Genomic DNA, 21,492 nt, shown 5'->3' with positions numbered 1-21,492 from the left:
CGCTGACCTGGCAAAACGGTGGTTCGTGTCCGTTCCTCGGACAATGGATTGGACAAGGCTCGTGGGGTCGAACGCATGATGGCTTCACGCGCGCCCGCGTCGTACGTACCAAAAGGAGTCACCGTGAGGGTCGGAATCGTCGGAGCCACCGGACAGGTCGGCGGAGTCATGCGCGGCATCCTCGCCGAGCGGAAGTTCCCGGTGGACGAGCTGCGGCTGTTCGCCTCGGCCCGTTCGGCCGGCTCGACGCTGGAGTGGGAGGGCCGCGAGATCACCATCGAGGACGCCTCCACGGCCGACTACTCCGGCCTGGACATCGTGCTGTTCTCGGCGGGCGGCGCCACCTCCAGGGCCCTCGCGGAGAAGGTCGCCTCGCAGGGCGCGGTCGTGATCGACAACTCCTCGGCCTGGCGCGGCGACCCCGAGGTCCCGCTGGTCGTCTCCGAGGTCAACCCGCACGCGATCAAGAACCGCCCCAAGGGCATCATCGCGAACCCGAACTGCACGACGATGGCCGCGATGCCGGTGCTGCGCCCGCTGCACGACGAGGCCGGCATGACCGCGCTGATCGCCACCACCTACCAGGCCGTGTCCGGCTCCGGCCTGGCGGGCGTCGCCGAACTCAAGACGCAGGCGTGCGCTGTGGCCGAGGCCGCCGACCAGCTCACCTTCGACGGCGAGGCCGTCGCCTTCCCCGAGCCCGGCGTCTACCGTCGCCCCATCGCCTTCAACGTGGTCCCCCTGGCGGGCAACCTCGTCGACGACGGGTCGCACGAGACCGACGAGGAGCAGAAGCTCCGCAACGAGTCCCGCAAGATCCTGGAGATCCCGGAGCTCAAGGTCTCCGGCACCTGCGTGCGCGTGCCGGTCTTCGCCGGGCACTCCCTCCAGATCAACGCCCGCTTCGACCGCCCGATCAGCGTCGAGCGCGCGTACGAGCTGCTGAAGGACGCCCCGGGCGTGGAGCTGTCGGAGATCCCGACCCCGCTCCAGGCCGCCGGCAAGGACGCCTCGTACGTGGGCCGCATCCGCGCCGACGAGACGGTGGAGAACGGCCTCGCGCTGTTCCTCTCGAACGACAACCTCCGCAAGGGCGCGGCCCTGAACGCGATCCAGATCGCGGAGCTCGTCGCCGAGGAGCTCCGCCAGGCCTGACCCGGCCGCGCAACGAAGGGGAGGCAGCCAGGGGGCTGCCTCCCCTCCTCCGTGTCACGGCCCGCCGACCGAAGCGCCGCCTTCTCGATGGGCCTCGCCCAGTACCTGGTGGTCACGCCCACCAGCGTCGCCGCGTTCGGCGGCCAAGTCCGGCGACCTTCCGACGTCGCGTTCACGCAGCAGGCCGATGGCGATCCGGAGAACAGCGGAGCGCGACGGGATGCCTTCCCGCTCCGCGTACCGGTCCAGGAACTCGATGTCCTCAACGGGCAGGCTCAGACCGATCCTCATGGCTCATGGTAAGGCGCCGGTAGCTCACGGTATCCCCCAGCATGGTCCGGGTCCGCCATGGAAGGATGGGCCGGAACGTCACCATCAAAGGAGATGACCGCGTGCCTGGCACGAATCTCACCCGTGAAGAGGCTCAGCAGCGGGCGAAGCTGCTCACCGTCGACTCGTACGAGGTCGAACTCGATCTCAGCGCGGCGCAGGAGGGCGGCACCTTCCCGTCCGTGACCACCGTGCGCTTCCAGTCGGCCGAGGCGGGTGCCGCGACCTTCATCGACCTGGTCGCGCAGGCCGTGCACGAGGTCGTCCTGAACGGCGAGGCCCTCGACGCGGCCGCCGTCTTCCAGGACTCCCGGATCTCGCTCGGCCACCTCGCGGCCGGCGCCAACGAGCTCCGCGTCGTCGCGGACTGCGCGTACACCAACACCGGCGAGGGCCTGCACCGCTTCGTCGACCCGGTCGACCAGCAGGCGTACCTGTACACCCAGTTCGAGGTGCCGGACGCGCGGCGGGTCTTCGCCAGCTTCGAGCAGCCCGACCTGAAGGCGACGTTCCAGTTCACCGTGACGGCCCCCGAGGGCTGGAAGGTGATCTCGAACTCCCCGACCCCGCGCGCCGAGGACGTCAAGGACAACGTCTGGCGCTTCGAGCCGACCCCGCGCATCTCCACGTACATCACCGCGCTGATCGTCGGCCCGTACCACGAGGTGCACAGCTCGTACGAGGGCCCGGACGGGCAGTCCGTGCCGCTCGGCATCTACTGCCGGCCCTCGCTCGCCGAGTTCCTCGACGCGGACGCGATCTTCGACGTGACCCGGCAGGGCTTCGACTGGTTCCAGGAGAAGTTCGCGTACGCGTACCCGTTCGCGAAGTACGACCAGCTCTTCGTGCCGGAGTTCAACGCGGGCGCGATGGAGAACGCGGGCGCGGTCACCTTCCGGGACCAGTACGTCTTCCGCTCGAAGGTGACGGACGCCGCGTACGAGACGCGCGCCGAGACGATCCTGCACGAGCTCGCGCACATGTGGTTCGGCGACCTGGTCACCATGGAGTGGTGGAACGACCTGTGGCTGAACGAGTCGTTCGCGACCTACACCTCGATCGCCTGCCAGGCCTACGCCGAGGGCTCGAAGTGGCCGCACGCCTGGACCACGTTCGCCAACTCCATGAAGACCTGGGCGTACCGGCAGGACCAGCTGCCGTCCACGCACCCGATCATGGCGGACATCCGTGACCTCGAAGACGTCATGGTCAACTTCGACGGGATCACGTACGCCAAGGGCGCCTCGGTGCTCAAGCAGCTCGTCGCCTATGTCGGCATGGAAGCGTTCTTCAAGGGCGTGCAGGCGTACTTCAAGGCGCACGCGTACGGGAACACGCGCCTGTCCGACCTGCTGGGCGCCCTGGAGGAGACCTCGGGCCGCGACCTGGGCATCTGGTCGAAGGCGTGGCTGGAGACCGCCGGCATCAACGTCCTGCGCCCGCGCATCGAGACCGACGAGAACGGGGTCATCACCTCCTTCGCGGTCCGCCAGGAGGCCCCGGCGCTCCCGGCCGGCGCCAAGGGCGAGGCCGTCCTGCGCCCGCACCGCATCGCGGTGGGCTTCTACTCGCTGGACGCGGCGAGCGGGAAGCTGCTGCGCGAGCGGCGGGTGGAGCTGGACGTCGAAGCGGCCGAGCTGACGGACGTGCCCGAGCTGGCCGGCCTGCGCCGCCCGGACGTGGTGCTGCTGAACGACGACGACCTGTCGTACGCGAAGGTCCGCCTCGACGAGGAGTCCCTGGCGTTCGTCACCGGGCACCTGGGCGACTTCGCGGAATCCCTGCCGCGGGCGCTGTGCTGGGCCTCGGCCTGGGACATGACGCGCGACGGTGAGCTCGCGACCCGCGACTACCTCGCGCTGGTGCTGTCCGGCATCGGCAAGGAGTCCGACATCGGCGTGGTGCAGTCGCTGCACCGGCAGGTGAAGCTGGCCGTCGACCTGTACGCGGACCCGGCGTGGCGCGAGCAGGGGCTGGCGACCTGGACCGAGGCCACGCTGGAGCACCTGCGTGCGGCGGAGCCGGGCAGCGACCACCAGCTGGCGTGGGCCCGCGCCTTCGCGGCCACGGCCCGTACGGAGGGGCAGCTGACGTACCTGTCGGCGCTGCTGGACGGCTCGGCGGAGGTCGAGGGCCTGGTCGTGGACACCGAGCTGCGGTGGGCGTTCCTGGAGCGCCTGGCGGCGACCGGGGTCGCGGACGAGCCGGTCGTCGCGGCCGAGCTGGAGCGGGACAAGACGGCGGCGGGCGAGCGCCACGCGGCCACCGCCCGGGCGGCGTTCCCGACGGCGCAGGCGAAGGCCGCGGCGTGGGCCTCGGTGGTGGAGGCCGGCGATCTGCCCAACGCGGTTCAGGAGGCGGTCATCGGCGGCTTCGTCCAGACCGACCAGCGTGAGCTGCTGGCCCCCTACACCGCGAAGTACTTCGCGGTGGTCAAGGAGATCTGGGAGACCCGGAGCCACGAGATCGCCCAGCAGATCGCGGTGGGCCTGTACCCGTCCCTGCAGATCTCGCGGGAGACCCTGGAGACGACGGACGCCTGGCTGGCCTCGGCCGAGCCGAACGCGGCGCTGCGCCGGCTCGTCTCGGAGTGCCGGGCGGGCGTCGAACGCGCGCTGAAGGCCCAAGCCGCCGATTCCGCTGCCGCTCGGGTCTGACCGGCTCCGCCGGCTCACTGGGGGCTCCGCCCCAGACCCCGCGCCTCAAACGCCGGCGAGGCTGAAATCAGCCCGTCCGGCGTTTGAGGACCGGGTCCGGGCAGAGCCCGAAATCCAGCCCCGCCGGCGCTTGAGGCGCGGGGGCAGGGGCGGAGCCCCACATCCAGCCCCGCCGGCGTTTGAGGCGCGGGGCTGGGGCGGAGCCCCGGCGGCGGCGCCGCGCATGGTTACGGCTGCCCCCGGTCGGCGGCCACGGTCCGCAGGGCCGTCAAGGCGTGGGACACCGCCGGGGCGGACTCCGCGCCCCGGCGGACGGCGGCGACGACGTGCCGCGTCGGCCGGTCGTGGGCGAGGACCCGGACCGCGACCCCCGCGGCACGGCTCGACACCATCCGGGGCACCAGGGCCACGCCCATCCCGGCCTCGACCATGGCCAGGATCGCGGTCCACCCGGACGCCGCGTGCGCCTGTTCCGGCACAAAGCCCGCCGCCTCGCACGCGGTCCGGGCGATCTCCTGCCAGGGGCCGCTGCCCCCGTAGATCCACGCGTCGCCGGACAGGTCCGCCAGCCGCAGGGCCGGCGCGGCCACCAGCGGGTGATCCGGCGGCAGGGCCACGTCGAGCGGGTCCTCCAGCAGGGTCATCCGGGTGAACCGCGGATCCCGGGCGGTCGGGGCGTGGGCCGCCAGCGACAGCGCCAGATCGACCGCCCCGCCGGAGAGCAGCTCGTACGACTCCGCGGCCTCGGTCTCCCGTACCCGGACCCGCACCCCGGGGTGGGTCCGCCGCAGCGCCGCCACCGCCGGGACGACCAGCACGGGAACGGCGGTGGAGAAGGCCCCGATCCGGACCTCCCCCGCGTCCCCGGCGAGGTACCCGGCCAGTTCCGCGTCCGCCCGCTCCAGCTGCGCGAACACCGCCTCCGCGTGGCGGAGTACGAGATGGGCGGCATCGGTGAGCCGGACCCGGCGGCCCTGCGCCTCCAGCAGCGGGACCCCCAACTGCCGGGCCAGGTTGGTCAGCTGCTGCGAAACGGCCGAGGGCGTCATGTGCAGCGCCTCGGCCGTCGCGGTCACGGTCCCCCGTTCGGCCAGGGTCCGCAGGATCCGCAGCTTCTTGATGTCCCACTCGGTCATGGGGCGAACCTACCGGCGGGCGCCCAACGCCACGCCGCCGAGGATGAGCGCCATGCAGAGCAGCTCGGCCGGGCCGGTGCGCTCGCCCAGCAGCAGGAGTCCGAGCCCGGCGACGCAGACCGGCTGGAGGTAGTAGACGACTCCGGCGCGGGCCGCGCCGATGACCGAGACGGCCTTGTTCCAGGCGAAGAAGGCGACGGCGGAGGACATGACCCCGACGTAGAGCAGCATGCCGCCGGTGCCGGGGGTGAGGGCGAAGCCGCCCTGGACGGTGACCGACACGGCGTAGGCGGGGGCCAGCATCAGGGCCCCCAGCACGAAGGTGGTGATCAGGAAGGCCAGTCCGCCGAGTTCGGCGGGCTTGCGCTTGAGCAGTGCGCTGTACGTGGCGAACGACAGGGCCGCGCCGAACATCCAGAGGTCTCCGGCGGCGAAGTCGAAGCCGAGCGAACCGTCCCCGACGAGCAGCAGCACGCCGAAGGCGGCGAGCAGCATCCCGAAGGTGCGCCGGACGCCGAGCCGTTCGCCGCCGATGCGGGCGTACAGGGCCATGATGACCGGGGAGGCGGCCATGATCATGCCCATGTTGGAGGCGGAGGTGGTCAGTCCGGCCTGGTGCACCAGCGTGTTGTAGAGGGTGACGCCGAACAGGGTGGCGAGGGCGATGTAGCGGAGGTGCTCGCGGATCAGGGCCCGCTGCCGCCAGGCCTGTCGGGCGGCGAAGGGGGCGATGGCGGCGGTGGCGATGACCCAGCGCCAGAACACGGCCTGGACGGGCGGAACGGTCTCGGCCATCCCCCGGGTGGCGACGAAGCTGCCGGACCAGACGACCGTCGCGACCAGGGCGAGGAGTACGCCGAGCCCGGCGGCTGCCTTCTTCCCGGCCTGCTGAGTGTGCGGAACGACGGTACGGGCGCGGTCCGTGACGGCCACTGGGTGTCTCCCCCTCGGGTCTGGTGTGTTGGTTGCGCGTCTACCGTCGCACCGGCTCACTCGTCAGGTCCATCGAAATGTTCCGATGATTCCAGTTAGCAAAACTGAACATTCCTGAGGCCTTCGACGGCCGGGTGGCGAACAGCTGGCCCGCGGCGGTGGCCCCGAAGGCGATCGCCATCCCCGCCAGCTGTACGGGTGAGAGGGCCTGGCCGAGCAGCGCCCAGCCGATGATCGCGGCGGTCAGCGGGGACAGCGGGCCGAGCAGGGTGACCGACGTGGCGGTGAGCCGCCCGATGCCGCGGAACCAGAGCCAGTACGCGATCCCGGTGTTGATCAGCATCATGTAGCCGTAGCCGAGGAAGGCCTTGCCGTCGAGGGCGGGCGGCGCCCCCTCGACGAGCGCGGCGACCGGGATGATGATCAGCCCGCCCGCGGTGAGCTGCCACCCTGTCATCGCCAGCGGACCGACGCCGTCCGGGCGGCCCCAGCGCTTGGTCATCACGGTGCCCGCGGCCATCGAGGCGGAGGAGACCACCCCGGCGGCGAGCCCGACCAGGTCGAGCCGCGCGTCGGCGGTGAGGACCACCATGCTGACGCCGAACGCCCCGGTGACGGCGGCGAGTACGGTCTTCAGGCTCGCCCGTTCTCCCAGGACGAGGGCGGCCAGCCCCACGACGAACAGCGGGCCGGCGCTGCCCAGTACGGCCGCGACACCGCCCGGCAGCCGGTACGCGGAGAGGAACAGCAGCGGGAAGAAGGCCCCGATGTTCAGCCCGCCCAGGACGGCGGACTTCCACCACCAGGCGCCCTTGGGCAGCGTGCGGGACAGGGCGATCAGCAGCAGCCCGGCGGGCAGGGCGCGCATCACCCCGGTGAACAGCGGCCGGTCGGGCGGCAACAGCTCGCTCGCGACGGCATAGGTCGAACCCCAGGAGACGGGGGCGAGCGCGGTCAGGGCGACGGTGGCGGAGCGGTTCACGGTACTCCTCGGGCAGGTGAGGGCGAGACCGGGACGGGAGGACGGAACCGCTTCCCCCGAAGTAGGTCACTTGAAAGTAGCTTAGCGCTAAGTCACTTTTCGTCAAGCAACTTTCTTGCGAACGACCCATCGGGGCCGGATACTTCGGGTATGACCGAGGCCAACAAGGACGCAGTCGACGCGATCACCGCGCAGTGGTACGCCGTACGACCGGACCTGAACACCGCCCCCATGGCCCTCTTCGGCCGGATCTTCCGGATCGAGAAGGCCATGACCGACGCGATGGAGCGCACCTACGGGCGGTACGGAATCTCCCGCGGCGAGTTCGACGTCGTCGCCACCCTGCGCCGCTCCGGCGCGCCCTACACCCTCTCGCCGCGCCAGCTGTCGGCCACGCTCATGCTCACCACGGGTGGTATGACGGGGCGCCTGGACAAGCTGGAGAAGGCCGGGCTGCTCGCCCGCACGCCCGATCCGCACGACCGGCGCGGGCTCCAGGTGACGATCACCGAGCGCGGCCTGGCCCTCGTCGACGAAGCCGTCACCGCCGGCCTGGAGACGCAGCGGGAGGCGCTCGCCGGACTGACCGACGAGGAGGTCGGCGCGCTCACCGGCCTGCTGCGCAAGCTGCTGGCCGGACTGCCGTAGCCGCCGCGCCGCGCGGACACCCCGCACGTGGACACCCCGCACGTGGACACAGCAAGGCGCCGGGGGTCCGCGACAGAGCCGATACGCATCGGCTCGCGGACCCCCGGCGCCCCGGAAGTCTTATGAGATGACCAACTCGGATCAGTCGGTGGGCTGCTGCTTGCGCGACTTGTCGCCGAGCATCACGAGCCCCGCGATCGCCAGGAACAGCACGATCGGCAGGACCACGTACAGGCCGACCGTCTCGCCGATGGTCAGGCTCGCGCCCGGGTCGTCGCCGTCGTCGCGGGTCAGCGCCAGGGCGGGAGACGTCATCAGCAGCATCATCAGCGTCGTTCCGGCCGTGACGGCGCCGGCGCGCAGAGCGTTCTTCTTGTCCACGGTGCAAAAGTAGCGAACACCTAAACGGGGCGCGCGCCCGGGGGTGCCGTACGGGTTCGCGCGCCCTCCCGTACGGCGCTCAGCAGGGCATTCGCGCGGGGTGAGGACGCCAGCGCCTCCAGCGACAGCGGCCGCGCGGCGCCATCGGCGACCGGCAGCCGCCAATTGGGGTACTGGTCCCAGGTGCCCGGCAGGTTCTGCGGCCGACGGTCCCCCACGGCGTCCGGCAGCCACACGCCGACCAGCCGCGCGGGCGTGCGCAGCAGGAACCCGTACAGCGCCTGTACGGCGGCCTCCTCGCCCTTCGCGTCCAGGCCGAGCCGGTCCAGCACCTCCAGCCACTCGGCCGTGTCGGCGGCGTCCTCGGCCCGTTCCAGCCCGCCGGAACGGGTCAGCAGGCCCAGCCGGTCGCGCAGTTCCACATGGGACCCGGCCAGTTTGGCCGCCGTGGGCGGCAGATCGTGCGTGGTGACGGTGGCCAGGCAGTCCGCCCGCCAGGCACCGGGCGCGAGGGGCTGCCCGTCGCCCGCCCAGTCCCGCTCGAACCACAGCACCGAGGTGCCGAGCACCCCGCGCCGCGCCAGCGCCCGGCGGACCTGCGGCTCCACCGTCCCGAGGTCCTCGCCGATGACCAGGGCCCCCGCCCGGTGCGCCTCCAGGACCAGGATCGCGAGCATCGCCTCCCCGTCGTACGAGACGTACGTCCCCTCGGCGGGCAGGGCGCCGTCCGGGATCCACCAGAGCCTGAACAGGCCCATGACGTGGTCGATCCGCAGCGCGCCCGCGTACCGGAACACCCCGCGCAACAGGGCCCGGAAGGGGGCGTACGCCGAATCCTCCAGCACGTCCGGCCGCCAGGGCGGCAGCCCCCAGTCCTGGCCGCGCGCGTTGAAGGCGTCCGGCGGGGCCCCGACGCAGACGCGCTCGGCGTAGTAGGGGGGCGGGCCGGAGACGTCCGAGCCCTTGGGGTGCACCCCGACCGCGAGGTCGTGCACGATGCCGACGCTCATGCCCGCCTCCAGGGCGGCCCGCTGGGCGGCGGCGAGCTGGGATTCCGTCAGCCAGACCAGCCAGCGGTGGAAGTCGCCCCGCTCCTTCGGGTCCTCCCCGGCGTGCGCGGCGCACCAGGCGGCGTGCCGCTCCAGGGCCCCGCCCTGTTCCGCGGCGAACGCCCGGTAGGCCGCGTCGCGTTCGGGTGTGCGCGGGACGGCGTACAGCAGCTCCAGGGCCTGCCGCTTGAGCTCCCAGACGGCGTCCCGGTCGATCAGCGCGCCCTTCTCCAGGACCTCGCGGCGCAGTTCGCCGCCCCGGGCGGCGAGGCCGGCGAGGGCCCGCCGGTCGGGGCAGTCCGCGTACTCGGGGATGTCCTCGATCCGCAGATGGACCGGGTCCGGGAAGCGCCGCGAGGAGGGCCGGTACGGGGAGGGGTCGGTCGGGGTCCCGGGGACGGCCGCGTGCAGCGGGTTGACCTGGATGAACCCGGCGCCGTGGGCGCGGCCGGCCCAGCGGGCGAGTTCCGCGAGGTCGCCGAGGTCGCCCATGCCCCAGGAGCGCTCGGACAGCAGCGAGTACAGCTGGACGAGCAGCCCGTGGGCCCGGTCGGGCGCGGCCGGGGCCCGTTGCGGGGCCACGATCAGGACGGCCCGGCCGGTGCGGCCGTCGGGGGCCTCGGCGGTCAGCCGGTGGACGCCCAGGGGCAGTCCGGGTCCCCACGCGAGTTCCTCGCCGGCTGTCTCTCCCATCTCTCCCGTCTCTCCCGTCTCCTCCGTCTCTCCGGTCTCCTCCGTCGCCACCCGCACCCGGGTGCCCGGCGGCAGCCCGGCGGGCAGCGGCGGCACGGGTTCCCCCCGCCAGAGCACCACCGTCCGCGGCAGCAGGCGCCCGGCCGCCTCCCGTACGGCGTCCTCGGCGGACACCCGCAGGCTCTCCGCGTCGCCGGTGACGACCCCCAGCCGCCCGAGGACCGCCTTGACGGTGGCCTCCGGGACCGGGACGGTGACGTTCGCGGCGGGCTGGTACGAGGTGGCGACGCCGTGCAGGGCTGCGAGCCGGTCCAGGTCGTCCATCTGCATCCCCATCCGTATCTGCTTCTCGGGCTGGTCGGTTGGTCGGTCTGGTCGGGCCGGACGTCGGACGTGCCCATGCAACACCCCGGATGAATACACCAGCCATACCCCGTCAGGGGCTTCGCATTCCTGGCGTATACCGGTCAGATCACCCGCCCGCATTGACACTCCAGCCGCACGGGTGGTGGGCTCGGGCTCATTCGTACGAGCGGGGAACGACTCGCGACGAGGAGGCTCGGTGCAGCTCAGGGGCAGGAAGCGGACCACGGCCGCGGCCGTCGCCGTCATCGGCACACTGCTCGGCGGCTCGGTGATCGCGGGACCGCCGGGCGCCTTCGCGACGCCGACGGCGCCGGTGGTGCCCGTGCCGGACCCCGCCGCCGACCCGGCGTCGGGGCCCTCGCCGGCTCCCGTGTCCGGGCCCGCGCCCGAGGCCGGTTCGGAGGGTGCGGGGGCGCCGCGGTCCGTCGGCGAGGCCCCGGCCGTGTGGCCGAGGCCGCAGTCGATGACCGCCGATCCGGCGCGCGCGGTGCCGCTGGGCGCCGAGGCCGTCCTGGTGCTGCCGGCGGACGCCGATCCGGACGCCGTCCAGGTCGTACGGACCGCCCTGCGCGGGGCGGGCGTACGCACCCTGCACGAACAGCGGCCCGGGGCGGCGCTGCCCGAACGGGGCACCGTCGTACGACTCCAGGGCCCCGACGCGGAGCAGGCGCTGCGGGAGCTGGGCGCGGCCGAGGCCTCGGACCTGCCCGCCGGCGGCTACCGGCTGGCCGTGGGCCGGGCCGGCGGCCGGGACACCGTCGCGCTGGCCGGGGTCGGCGGCGACGGGCTGTTCCACGCGGCGCAGACGCTGCGCCAACTGCTGGCCGGCGGCGGGGCGAAGGTCCCCGGAGTCCGGGTGCGGGACTGGCCGATCGCACCCGTGCGCGGGATCACCGAGGGGTTCTACGGGCAGCCGTGGACGCGGGAACAGCGCCTCGCGCAGCTGGAGTTCATGGGCCGCACCAAGCAGAACCGGCTCCTGCTCGCGCCGGGCGACGACCCGTACCGGACGACGGGCTGGCGGGACGAGTACCCGCAGGAGCGGCAGGACGAGTTCCGGGCGCTGGCCGAACAGGCCCGCGCCAACAAGGTGGTGCTCGGCTGGGCGGTGGCCCCCGGGCAGTCGATGTGCCTGGCCTCGGCGGCCGACCGGGCGGCGCTCGCCCGCAAGCTGGACGCGATGTGGGAGCTGGGCTTCCGGGCGTTCCAGGTGCAGTTCCAGGACGTCAGCTACACGGAGTGGGGCTGCCGGGCGGACCGGGTGCGGTACGGGACCGGCCCGGCGGCGGCCGCGAAGGCGCACGCGGAGGTCGCGGGCGAGCTGGCGGCTCATCTGGCGGACCGGCATCCGGGCGCGGCCCCGCTGTCGCTGCTGCCCACCGAGTACTACCAGGAGGGCGCCACCACCTACCGGACGGCTCTGGCCGGCAGGCTGGACCGGCGGGTGGAGGTGGCCTGGACGGGTGTGGGCGTGGTGCCGCGCACCATCACCGGCAAGGAACTGGGCGGGGCGCGGTCCGCGTTCGGGCAGCATCCCCTGGTCACCATGGACAACTATCCGGTCAACGACTGGGAGCCGGGCCGGATCTTCCTCGGCCCGTACATCGGTCGGGAGCCGGCGGTGGCGGGAGGCTCGGCGGCGCTGCTGGCCAACGCCATGCAGCAGGGCACGCTGTCGCGGATCCCGCTGTTCACGGCGGCGGACTACGCGTGGAACCCGCGCGGTTACCGGCCCTCGGAGTCCTGGGCGGCCGCGGTCGCCGAGCTGGCGGGGCCGGACGCGCGGGCCCGGGAGGCGCTGGGCGCGCTGGCCGGGAACACGGCGTCGTCGGGTTTGAAGCAGGAGGAGTCGGCGTACCTGAAGCCGCTGGTGGCGGAGTTCTGGCGGGCCCGCGGCTCCGGTGACGCGGCGGCGGCCGGGGAGCGGCTCCGCGCGGCGTTCACCGTCCTGCGGGAGGCCCCGCAGCGGCTGGCGTATCTGGCGGGCGAGGGCGAGGCGGGGCCGTGGCTCGACCGGCTGGCCCGCTACGGGGCGGCCGGTGAACTGGCCGTGGACGTCCTCCAGGCCCAGGCGCGCGGGGACGGGGCGGCGGCCTGGAAGGCCTCGCAGGCGCTGGCGGCGGCCCGCAAGGGGATCGCGGAGCCGGGCGACGCCCGGGTGGACACGGCGGTGCTGGATCCGTTCCTGGAGAAGGCGGCGGCGGAGTCGGACGCCTGGACGGGCGTGGCCAGCCCGGCCGGAACGGTGGTCAAGGAGTCCGGCTCCTGGACCGTCGAGCTGGACGCGGCCCGGCCCCTGTCGGCGGTGACCGTCATGACGGACCCGCTGCCGACGGGAGCCCCGGGCCCGATCGTGGAGGCGCGGGTCCCGGGCGAGGGCTGGCGCAAGCTCGGCGAGGCCTCGGCCTCCGGCTGGACGCAGGCGGACGCGGCGGGCGTACGGGCGGACGCGGTCCGGCTGGCCTGGGCGGGCGCGGCCCCGGCGGTACGGGGTGTCGTGCCGTGGTTCGCGGACGGGCCGCAGGCGCGGTTCGAGCTGTCGAACGGGGCACGGACGGAGGTGGAGATCGGCGGGAGCCCGCAGCGGGTGACCGCGGAGCTGTCGGGGCTGCGGCCCGGCGAGGTCCGCGGCCCGCTGACGGCGGCGCCGCCGCCGGGGGTCGAGGTGCGGCTGCCGTCCGAGGCGACGGTGCCGCGCGGGACGCGGGTCTCCGTACCCGTGGAGGTCGCGATCCCGGCGGCGACCCCGCCGGGGGTGTACTCGGTCCCGGTGACCTTCGCCGGGGAGTCCCGGGTGCTCACGGTGCGGGCGGTGCCGCGCACGGGCGGCCCGGACCTGCTGCGGACGGCGCGGGCCACGTCCTCGGGGGACGAGACCCCGCAGTTCCCCGCCTCGGCGGTGGTGGACGGCTCGGCGACCACCCGGTGGTCGTCCCCGGCGGTGGACGGCGCGTGGTGGCAGGCGGAATGGGCGGCGCCGGCGCGGGTGGGGCTGGTCACGCTGCACTGGCAGGAGGCGTACCCGTCCTCGTACCGCGTGGAGACCTCCCCGGACGGGGTCACCTGGCAGGTGGCGGCCACCGTGCCCGCCTCACGCGGCGGTACGGAGTCGGTCCGCGTGGACGCGCCCGGCACCCGCTTCCTCCGCGTCACCTGCGCCACGCGCGCCACCCGCTTCGGGTGCAGCCTCTGGTCGGCGTCGGCCTTCGCGGTGGCCCCCTAGTCCGGACAACGGGGGCCGGAGACGGGCGCTACGACGCGGCGACCCCGATGCGTTCGAGGGCGTCCTCGGCCCCGTACGGCTGGAGGTACGGCATCCAGCGCGGATCCCGGTGCCCCGTGCCGATGATCCGCCAGGCGAGTCCCGACGGCGGAGCCGGCTGGTGCCGCAGGCGCCACCCCAGCTCCAGCAGGTGGCGGTCGGCCTTGACGTGGTTGCACCGCCGACACGCGGCGACGACGTTGTCCCACGCGTGCTGGCCACCCCGGCTGCGCGGGATGACGTGATCGACACTCGTGGCGACCGCGCCGCAGTACATGCAGCGGCCGCCGTCCCGCGCGAACAGCGCGCGCCGGGTGAGTGGAACGGGCCCCCGGTAGGGGACCCGCACGAAGCGCTTGAGCCGGACCACGCTGGGAGCGGGGACGGCTCTCGTCGCGCTGTGCAGAAAGGCGCCCGATTCCTCCAGGGAGACCGCTTTGTTCTCCAGGACGAGGACGAGCGCGCGGCGGAGCGGTACGACGCCGAGGGGCTCGTACGACGCGTTGAGGACCAGGACGTGCGGCACGGACTGCCTCCTTGTACGCCGGCGGCGCGTGGCTCGCGCCGGGACGATCTGCTCTCCAGTCTCTCCTTACGGCTGGTCGAAGCGCCACCACGTGCCCGTAACGGGTCGGAGGTGTTTTCAACCACACCGGCTTGAGGGATAAGAGCATCCCCAGGTGAATCCGGTCTCTCCCTCGAACACGGCGAACGTCTGGCAACGGAGTCATGGGAATGCCCCGTTAGTGTGGATGTTCTGCCCGCACCCCCCTTCCGTGGGCAGACCGCTATACCTGGAGGTACCCGTCGTGCCCTGGCCCGCCGCCACTCTGCTCCCGCTGGCAGCCGACATCCCGGACACCGCCGAGGCCCAGCAGAGCGTGACCAACGCCGCGAGCTTCATAGAGGAGAACTGGGCCACGTGGCTGAGCATCAGCCTGCGGATCCTGCTGATCGTCGTGATCGCGGCCGCGCTGCGCTCCGTGGTCCGCAAGGCACTGACCAAGCTGATCAACCGCATGAACACCAGCGCCGAGGCCGTCGAGGGCACCGCGCTCGGCGGGCTGCTGGTCAACGCCGAGCGGCGCCGCCAGCGCTCGGAGGCGATCGGCTCGGTGCTGCGGTCGGTGGCGTCCTTCCTCATCCTCGGCACGGCCGCGCTGATGGTCCTGGCCGCTCTCAAGATCGACCTGGCCCCGCTGCTCGCGAGTGCGGGTGTGGCCGGTGTCGCGATCGGTTTCGGCGCCCGGAACCTGGTCACGGACTTCCTGTCCGGCGTCTTCATGATCATGGAGGACCAGTACGGCGTCGGCGACAAGATCGACGCGGGCGTGGCCTCCGGTGAGGTCGTCGAGGTGGGCCTGCGGGTGACCAAGCTGCGCGGGGACAACGGCGAGATCTGGTACGTCCGCAACGGCGAGATCAAGCGGATCGGCAACCTCAGCCAGGGCTGGGCGACCGCGACCGTGGACGTGCAGGTCAAGCCGACGGAGAACCTGACCCACATCCGCGAGGTGGTCCAGAAGGTCGCCGACGGCATGGTGAAGGAGACCCCGTGGGACGAGCGCCTGTGGGGCCCGGTGGAGGTGCTGGGCCTGGACGAGGTGCTGCTGGCTTCGATGACGGTGAAGGTGTCGGCGAAGACGATGCCGGGCCAGCAGTTCTGTGTGGAGCGCGAGCTGCGCTGGCGGATCAAGGAGGCCTTCGACGCCGCCGGCATCCGGATCATCGGCGGCGTGGCTCCCGCCGACGAGGACGAGGCCCCGGCGGACCCGGCCGCCGCCGTCGCCGCGCCGTCCGCACTGGCGAACCCGGCCTCCCCGCAGTCCCTGGCGGCGACCCCGATCCCGGCCCCGGCCTCCCCCCGCATCACCAAGTAGCCCGTCCCTCCCCGCGCGGCGTCCCGAGGGCGTCCGGCCGCCACACCCGACGCCGGCCTCCACGACTCCTCCCGGTCGCGGAGGCCGGCGTTCGTCACGTGGCGCTGTGGCATGGTGGTCGGGTGACGTTGGAGGACCTCGTCCGGCTGCGCCGGGCCCGAGACAGGATGGACCGCGAGTACGCGGAGCCGCTCGACGTGCCCGCGCTGGCGCGCACCGCCCTCATGTCGCCGGGCCATTTCTCCCGCAGCTTCCGCGCCGCCTTCGGCGAGACGCCGTACAGCTACCTGATGACGCGCCGGATCGAGCGGGCCAAGGCCCTGCTGCGGCGGGGCGACCTCCCGGTGACGGAGGTCTGCTTCGCGGTCGGCTGTACCTCGCTGGGGTCGTTCAGCTCGCGGTTCACCGAGCTGGTCGGCGAGACCCCGAGCGCGTACCGGGCCCGCGGCCATGACGAGGGCGCCGCCATCCCGGCCTGCGTCGCGAAGATCCACACCCGACCGGTCAGGAACGGAGAAGCGAAACCCGGCCCCCGCCCGTAGCGTCGTACGCATGGACATCAAGCTTTCCCAGTGCTTCATCGCCGTCGACGACCACGACAAGGCGCTCGCCTTCTACCGGGACGTCCTGGGCCTGGAAGTCCGCAACGACGTCGGGTTCGAGGGGATGCGCTGGGTGACCGTCGGGTCGCCCTCGCAGCCGGACGTGGAGATCGTCCTCGAACCGCCGCTCGCGGACCCGAACGCCTCGCCCGCCGACCGGAAGACCATGGCGGAACTGCTCGCCAAGGGCCTGCTGCGCGGTGTCATCTTCCGCACCGACGACTGCGACGCCACCTTCGAGCGCATCCGCGCCGCGGGTGGCGAGGTACTGCAGGAGCCGATCGACCAGCCGTACGGCGTCCGCGACTGCGCCTTCCGCGACCCCTCCGGCAACATGCTCCGCTTCAACCAGCCCCGCAAGCCGTGACCCCTGCGCCCACGAACTGAAGCCCCCTCCGAAGAGCCCCCGCGCGAAGAGCCCCCGCGACCTGTGAGAGACAGGACGCGGGGGCTCTTCGGGATGCGGGCGCCCCGGGCCGGCCAGGCCATTGACACCGCCGAACGCTGATAGGAAACTTACCTAACAGTTCACCTCGGTGAGGGAGAGACGTGTCATGCCCGCCGCCACGCCCGGAACGCCAAGCCTGCTGCGCGCCATGAACGACCGGGCCGCGCTGGAGCTCCTGCTCACGCACGGCCCCCTGTCCCGGACCCGGATCGGGCACCTGACCGGACTGTCGAAGCCCACCGCCTCCCAGCTGCTGGCCCGCCTGGAGGACGCCGGGCTGGTCGTGGCCACCGGCACCGACGCGGGCCGCCCCGGGCCGAGCGCCCAGCTGTACGCGCTCAACCCCCGCGCCGCCTACGCCGGCGGCCTCGACGTCACCCCGGGACGGATCCTCGCGGCCGTCGCCGACCTCACCGGCGAGGTGGTGGGCAGCTTCGAGCTCCCGTGCGCCGAGGGCGCCGGGGCCGTGGACCAGGTCACCGAGGCCCTCGGCGAGGCCCTCAAGGCCGCCGGGCTCCAGCGCTCCGACCTGCACCGCCTGGTGATCGCCACCCCGGGCGCCTTCGACCCGCAGACCGGCCAGCTGCGCTACGCCGGCCACCTCCCCGGCTGGCACTCCCCCACCCTGCTCGACGACCTGGCGGCGGCCCTGCCGATGCCGGTCGAGTACGAGAACGACGTGAACCTCGCCGCCATCGCCGAGCAGCGGCTCGGCGCGGCCCGCGGCCACGAGGACTTCGTCCTGCTGTGGAACGAGGAGGGCCTCGGCGCGGCCCTGGTGCTCGGCGGCCGGCTGCACCGCGGCTGGACCGGCGGCGCGGGCGAGGTGGGCTACCTGCCCGTGCCGGGACACCCGCTGGTCCGGCAGGTCGCCCGGGCCAACACGGGCGGCTACCAGGAGCTGGCCGGCGTACAGGTGCTGCCGCGGCTCGCCGCCGAGCTGGGGATCGAGGCCGCGCGCGAGCCGGCGCCCGACGCCCCGCACAACGGGCCGCTGGTCGCCGAGGCCGTCGCGCTGCTCCAGCGCGCCGCCGCCGAGCCCGAGGGACTGCACCTGCGCTTCCTCCAGTCGTACGCCACCGGCCTCGCGACCGGTCTGGCCTCGCTGGTCGCCGTACTGGACCCGGAGATCGTCGTCCTGTCCGGGGCCGTCATCACCGCGGGCGGCGACCCGCTGCGCGCGCTGCTGGAGGCGGAGCTCGCCGAACTGGCCCCGTCCCGGCCCCGCCTGGTCACGGGCGAGGTGCGGGAGCGGCCCGTCCTGCGCGGCGCGCTGGAGAGCGCCCTCGCCGCCACCCGCGAGGAAGTGTTCGACACCTCCCGCTGATAGACCTTCCTCTGACGCACCGGCCGCTGACGCACCGGTCGCTGAACCTGTCCCGCGCTTCCCCACGGCACCCCCTCACCGGAAGTTCCTCCCGCAGAGAGCGAGCACCGCCATGCCCAGAATCGGACGCCTGACCCCCGCAGCCACCCTCCTGGCCGCGATATCCGTCCTCGCCACCGCCTGTACGGGCCAGAGCGGCACCGCGTCCGCCGACGACCCCAAGGCGGACGTGACCCTCAACTTCTGGCACGGCTGGTCCGCGCCCAGCGAGGTCAAGGCGATCGAGGACAACATCGCCCGGTTCGAGAAGGCGCACCCGAACATCAAGGTCAAGCTCACCGGCAACATGACCGACGACAAGATCAACCAGGCGCTCCGGGCGGGCGGGGACAAGGCCCCCGACGTGGTCTCCTCCTTCACCACCGACAGCGTCGGCAAGTTCTGCAACTCCGGTGCCTTCGCCGACCTGAACCCCTTCCTCCAGAAGTCCGGGGTGGACAAGGCCAAGGTCTTCCCCAAGACCCTACTGGAGTACACCCAGTTCAACGGCAACCAGTGCACGCTTCCGCTGCTCAACGACGCGTACGGCCTCGTCTACAACAAGGACGCCTTCAAGGCCGCGGGCATCACCGAACCGCCCAAGACCTGGAGCCAGTTCACCGAGGCCGCGCAGAAGCTGACCAAGGCCAACGGGGACTCGTACGACCAGGTCGGCCTGATGCCCACGTTCCACGGCTACGAGACCAAGCCGACGCGGCTGGCGGCGCAGTGGGGCGCACGGTACTTCGACGCCCAGGGCAAGTCGAACCTGGCCAAGGACCCGGCCTTCGCACAGATGCTGAGCGCCCAGAAGGACCTGGTGGCCAAGCTCGGCGGCTACGAGAAGCTGGAGAAGTTCCGCAACACCTTCGGCGACGAGTGGAACGCCGAACACCCCTTCCACAAGGGGCTGGTCGCCATGCAGATCGACGGCGAGTGGCGGCCCGCCATGGCCAAGGAGGCCGGGGTCACCTTCGAGATCGGCACCGCGCCGCTGCCCGTACCCGACGACCAGATCGCCGACTACGGCAAGGGCTACGTCTCCGGCACGATCATGGGCATCGCCTCCGCGAGCAAGAAGCAGAACGCGGCCTGGGAACTGGTCAAGTACATGACCACCGACACCGAGGCGGTCGTGGCCTTCGCCAACGGCATCCACAACGTGCCCTCCACGCTGGCGGCCCTGGAGTCCCCGAACCTCCAGGTCTCCCCGGAGTTCAAGACCTTCATCGACATCGCCCGGCACCCGAAGTCCAGCACCACCCCCGCGCAGGCGGACGGCGGCACCTACCAGCTGACCTTCGAGGACTTCGCGTACGCGGTCGAGAAGGGCGATGTCGCCGACATCCCGGCCGGGCTCGCCAAGACCGACCGGCAGATCGACACGGACATCGCGAAGGCGAAGTAGCCCCGATGACCAGCACGCACCCCCTGAGGGCGAAGCGCCGGCGGGCCGCGCTGCGGACCGCCGCCTTCATGTCGCCCTGGCTCATCGGGTTCGCGGTCTTCTTCGCCTACCCGCTGCTCTCCACCGTGTACTTCTCCTTCACCCGGTACGACGGCTTCCGGCCGCCCGCCTTCAACGGCCTGGACAACTGGACGTACGTCTTCACCGACTATCCGCTGTTCTGGCCGGCCATGTGGAACACCCTGTGGCTGGTGGTGGTGATGGTCAGCTGCCGCGTCGTGTTCGGTCTCGGCGTCGGCCTCCTCATCACGAAGATCAAGACGGCCACCGGGCTCTTCCGGACCCTGTTCTACCTGCCCTATCTGGCCCCGCCCGTGGCCGCGACCCTGGCCTTCGTGTTCCTGCTCAACCCCGGCACCGGCCCGGTGAACGTCCTGCTCGACGCGGTCGGACTGCCCACGCCCGGCTGGTTCACGGACGCCGACTGGTCCAAGCCCGCCCTCACCGCGCTCGCGCTGTGGGGGGTCGGCGACCTGATGGTCATCTTCATGGCCGCGCTGCTCGACGTACCGAAGGAGCAGTACGAGGCCGCCGAGCTGGACGGGGCCGGGGCCTGGGCGCGGCTGCGGCACATCACCCTGCCGAACATCTCCCCGATCATCCTGTTCGCGGTGGTCACCGGCGTCATCCAGGCGATGCAGTACTACACGCAGCCGCTGGTCGCGGGGAAGGTGTCGGCCGGCGTCATCGGCGGCTCGGGCCAGCAGTTCGAGCCGGGCTACCCGGACAAGTCCACGCTGACGCTGCCCCAGATCGTCTACAACGCCGGATTCCAGCGCTTCGACTACGGCGCCGCGTGCGTGGTCGCGCTGGTTCTCTTCGCCCTCTCCATGGCCTTCACCGCGCTCCTGATGCGCCGCCGTGGCGGACTGATCGGAGCAGTTGAATCCTCCCCTCCCTAGCGGGAGGGGATTCCTGGCTCACGTTGGCTACGGACCGGCGGTCCGGCAGCTCTTACACGATCAGCACCAGCCGGGTTGAGACCAGCCCGGACGAGCATCACGCGGGCGGAGTTCTTGTCCCTGGGGGAGACGGCTCCGCACGCGGTGCAGGCGTAGGTTCTCTCTGAGAGAGGTAGTGCGTGCTTGGTTCTCGCTCCGCACTGTGCGCAGTCCATGGTGGTGTGCGCGGGGTGTACGAGGTGCAGTTCACGGCCGTGTTTGCGAGCCATGTGGATCAGTGCCTGCTTGGTAGCGCCGATCGCTGCGTCGGCGGCTTTGCGGGCCATGGTGGACTTGGCGAGGAACTTCGGGCGGAAGTCCTCGACCGCGAGTCGGTCGTGGTCGCGTACGACCTTCTTCGCCCACTTGCGGCCGGTGTCCTCACGCTGCCGGGCGACCTTCTTGTGGAGTTTCGCCGTCTGCCGCTTCGCTTCCCGGTAGCCGTTCGATCCGCGCTGGCCGCGCTGGGGCTTGCGACGGGCCATCAACCGCTGGTAGCGGGCCAGGCGCTCGGCGGCGTTCTTGCCGTGCTGCGCGTGGGGCAGGTCGTGGGCGTCGCTGGTGGTGGTTGCCGTCTCACGCACGCCCCAGTCGATGCCGATGTCCTGCCCGGTGGCGGGCAGGGCCTCGGTAGCAGTGGGGATGACGAAGCTGGCGTACCAATGTCCGAGGCTGTCCAGGTAGACCCGCACGCTGGACGGGGGCTTGGGCAGATCCCGCGACCACACCACCGTAAGGACGATCCCGCCCGCCAGGTACAGACGGCCGTCCTTCAATCGGAAACCGCGCTGCGTGTAGTTCAGGCTCGGGTCGGCCTGGTGCTTCTTCTTGTACTTCGGCATCCCGGCCCGCTGCCGCATCGGCAGCCGGGCCTTGATGTCCTTGAGCGCCTTGGCACGGGACTTCCCGAAGTCCCGGATGAGCTGCTGCTGCGGAACGCTACTGCCCTCACGCAGCCACACGTTCGCGGTGCGGGCCTCGGTCAGCATCTTGTCCAGCCTTGCCGGACCGCACTTCTCATCCTCGGCGTGGGCCTTCTTCGACCGGGCCGCGCACTCGTTCCAGATCCACCGGCACCGCGCCCACTCCGCTTCCAGAACAGCGCGGGCGGTCGACGACACACGAAGCCGGTAGGTGTACCGGGCATGCCCGGCGTCCTCCGCTATCTGCGATGTCGTCACGACCGGCAACCTAC

The 21,492-nt window shown here is 72.3% G+C and carries 18 protein-coding genes; 10 read left to right on the top strand and 8 right to left on the bottom strand.

Annotated features, from left to right (window positions below):
• Nucleotides 1-123 precede the first annotated feature (123 nt).
• Nucleotides 124-1,155, top strand: a complete 1,032-nt coding sequence (locus MTF65_RS08140; RefSeq protein ID WP_243627663.1) for an aspartate-semialdehyde dehydrogenase — start codon at nt 124-126, stop codon at nt 1,153-1,155.
• 54 nt (nt 1,156-1,209) lie between these two features.
• Here the strand turns inward: MTF65_RS08140 and MTF65_RS08135 are convergent, their stop codons facing one another.
• Nucleotides 1,210-1,446, bottom strand: coding sequence for a ribbon-helix-helix domain-containing protein (locus tag MTF65_RS08135; protein ID WP_243627661.1), 237 nt, complete (start codon nt 1,444-1,446; stop codon nt 1,210-1,212).
• 101 nt (nt 1,447-1,547) lie between these two features.
• On the opposite strand from MTF65_RS08135, the gene pepN reads away from it, so the two are divergent.
• A complete protein-coding gene (gene pepN, locus MTF65_RS08130) occupies nt 1,548-4,142 on the top strand; it encodes an aminopeptidase N (RefSeq protein WP_243627660.1) in 2,595 nt (864 codons plus the stop codon).
• 227 nt (nt 4,143-4,369) lie between these two features.
• On the opposite strand, the gene MTF65_RS08125 is transcribed toward pepN, so the two are convergent.
• From MTF65_RS08125 to MTF65_RS08115, 3 genes are read right to left on the bottom strand one after another with little or no spacing between them, the layout of a single operon-like run.
• Nucleotides 4,370-5,278 carry a LysR family transcriptional regulator gene (locus tag MTF65_RS08125; RefSeq protein WP_243627658.1) on the bottom strand — a complete coding sequence of 303 codons (909 nt, stop codon included), beginning with the start codon at nt 5,276-5,278 and terminating at the stop codon, nt 4,370-4,372.
• Nucleotides 5,279-5,287: 9 nt separating this feature from the next.
• The gene (locus MTF65_RS08120; protein ID WP_243627656.1) at nt 5,288-6,211 is read right to left on the bottom strand and encodes a DMT family transporter; all 924 of its coding nucleotides are present in this window, start codon (nt 6,209-6,211) and stop codon (nt 5,288-5,290) included.
• A gap of 40 nt (nt 6,212-6,251) precedes the next feature.
• Nucleotides 6,252-7,193 carry an EamA family transporter gene (locus MTF65_RS08115; RefSeq protein ID WP_243627653.1) on the bottom strand — a complete coding sequence of 314 codons (942 nt, stop codon included), beginning with the start codon at nt 7,191-7,193 and terminating at the stop codon, nt 6,252-6,254.
• A gap of 150 nt (nt 7,194-7,343) precedes the next feature.
• On the opposite strand from MTF65_RS08115, the gene MTF65_RS08110 reads away from it, so the two are divergent.
• Entirely contained in the window at nt 7,344-7,841 is a 498-nt protein-coding gene (locus MTF65_RS08110) for a MarR family winged helix-turn-helix transcriptional regulator (RefSeq protein ID WP_243627652.1), read from the top strand.
• 141 nt (nt 7,842-7,982) lie between these two features.
• Here MTF65_RS08110 and MTF65_RS08105 read toward each other — a convergent pair whose 3' ends face one another.
• Complete coding sequence (locus tag MTF65_RS08105) at nt 7,983-8,222, bottom strand: hypothetical protein (protein ID WP_243627651.1); 240 nt, start codon at nt 8,220-8,222, stop codon at nt 7,983-7,985.
• Between the two features lie 20 nt (nt 8,223-8,242).
• Nucleotides 8,243-10,294 carry a 4-alpha-glucanotransferase gene (locus MTF65_RS08100; protein WP_243628616.1) on the bottom strand — a complete coding sequence of 684 codons (2,052 nt, stop codon included), beginning with the start codon at nt 10,292-10,294 and terminating at the stop codon, nt 8,243-8,245.
• Between the two features lie 232 nt (nt 10,295-10,526).
• Between MTF65_RS08100 and MTF65_RS08095 the strand changes: the two genes are divergently transcribed.
• Nucleotides 10,527-13,553, top strand: coding sequence for a beta-N-acetylglucosaminidase domain-containing protein (locus tag MTF65_RS08095; protein ID WP_243627650.1), 3,027 nt, complete (start codon nt 10,527-10,529; stop codon nt 13,551-13,553).
• 28 nt (nt 13,554-13,581) lie between these two features.
• Here the strand turns inward: MTF65_RS08095 and MTF65_RS08090 are convergent, their stop codons facing one another.
• Complete coding sequence (locus MTF65_RS08090) at nt 13,582-14,118, bottom strand: HNH endonuclease (RefSeq protein WP_243627649.1); 537 nt, start codon at nt 14,116-14,118, stop codon at nt 13,582-13,584.
• Between the two features lie 226 nt (nt 14,119-14,344).
• On the opposite strand from MTF65_RS08090, the gene MTF65_RS08085 reads away from it, so the two are divergent.
• The 6 genes from MTF65_RS08085 to MTF65_RS08060 all read left to right on the top strand — a co-directional run bounded on the left by MTF65_RS08085 (nt 14,345) and on the right by MTF65_RS08060 (nt 20,258).
• Nucleotides 14,345-15,472 (top strand): mechanosensitive ion channel family protein, encoded by a 1,128-nt coding sequence (locus MTF65_RS08085; protein ID WP_243627647.1) that lies wholly within the window; start codon nt 14,345-14,347, stop codon nt 15,470-15,472.
• A gap of 122 nt (nt 15,473-15,594) precedes the next feature.
• The gene (locus MTF65_RS08080) at nt 15,595-16,014 is read left to right on the top strand and encodes a helix-turn-helix transcriptional regulator (protein WP_243627645.1); all 420 of its coding nucleotides are present in this window, start codon (nt 15,595-15,597) and stop codon (nt 16,012-16,014) included.
• Nucleotides 16,015-16,024: 10 nt separating this feature from the next.
• Nucleotides 16,025-16,441, top strand: a complete 417-nt coding sequence (locus MTF65_RS08075) for a VOC family protein (RefSeq protein WP_243627644.1) — start codon at nt 16,025-16,027, stop codon at nt 16,439-16,441.
• 187 nt (nt 16,442-16,628) lie between these two features.
• A complete protein-coding gene (locus MTF65_RS08070) occupies nt 16,629-17,849 on the top strand; it encodes an ROK family transcriptional regulator (RefSeq protein WP_243627643.1) in 1,221 nt (406 codons plus the stop codon).
• A 112-nt stretch (nt 17,850-17,961) separates the two neighbouring features.
• A complete protein-coding gene (locus tag MTF65_RS08065) occupies nt 17,962-19,296 on the top strand; it encodes an ABC transporter substrate-binding protein (RefSeq protein ID WP_243627642.1) in 1,335 nt (444 codons plus the stop codon).
• A 5-nt stretch (nt 19,297-19,301) separates the two neighbouring features.
• Complete coding sequence (locus tag MTF65_RS08060) at nt 19,302-20,258, top strand: carbohydrate ABC transporter permease (protein ID WP_243627639.1); 957 nt, start codon at nt 19,302-19,304, stop codon at nt 20,256-20,258.
• On the opposite strand, the gene MTF65_RS08055 is transcribed toward MTF65_RS08060, so the two are convergent.
• On the bottom strand, nt 20,255-21,478 hold the full coding sequence (locus MTF65_RS08055; protein WP_243627638.1) for a transposase: 1,224 nt from the start codon (nt 21,476-21,478) through the stop codon (nt 20,255-20,257). The two genes, MTF65_RS08060 and MTF65_RS08055, sit on opposite strands and share 4 nt — an antisense overlap.
• Nucleotides 21,479-21,492 lie beyond the last annotated feature (14 nt).

Source organism: Streptomyces sp. APSN-46.1 (assembly GCF_022815725.1).
Classification (GTDB): domain Bacteria; phylum Actinomycetota; class Actinomycetes; order Streptomycetales; family Streptomycetaceae; genus Streptomyces.
Note: the sequence above shows the minus strand (reverse complement) of the source record. Positions and strands in the feature narration are given on the sequence as shown.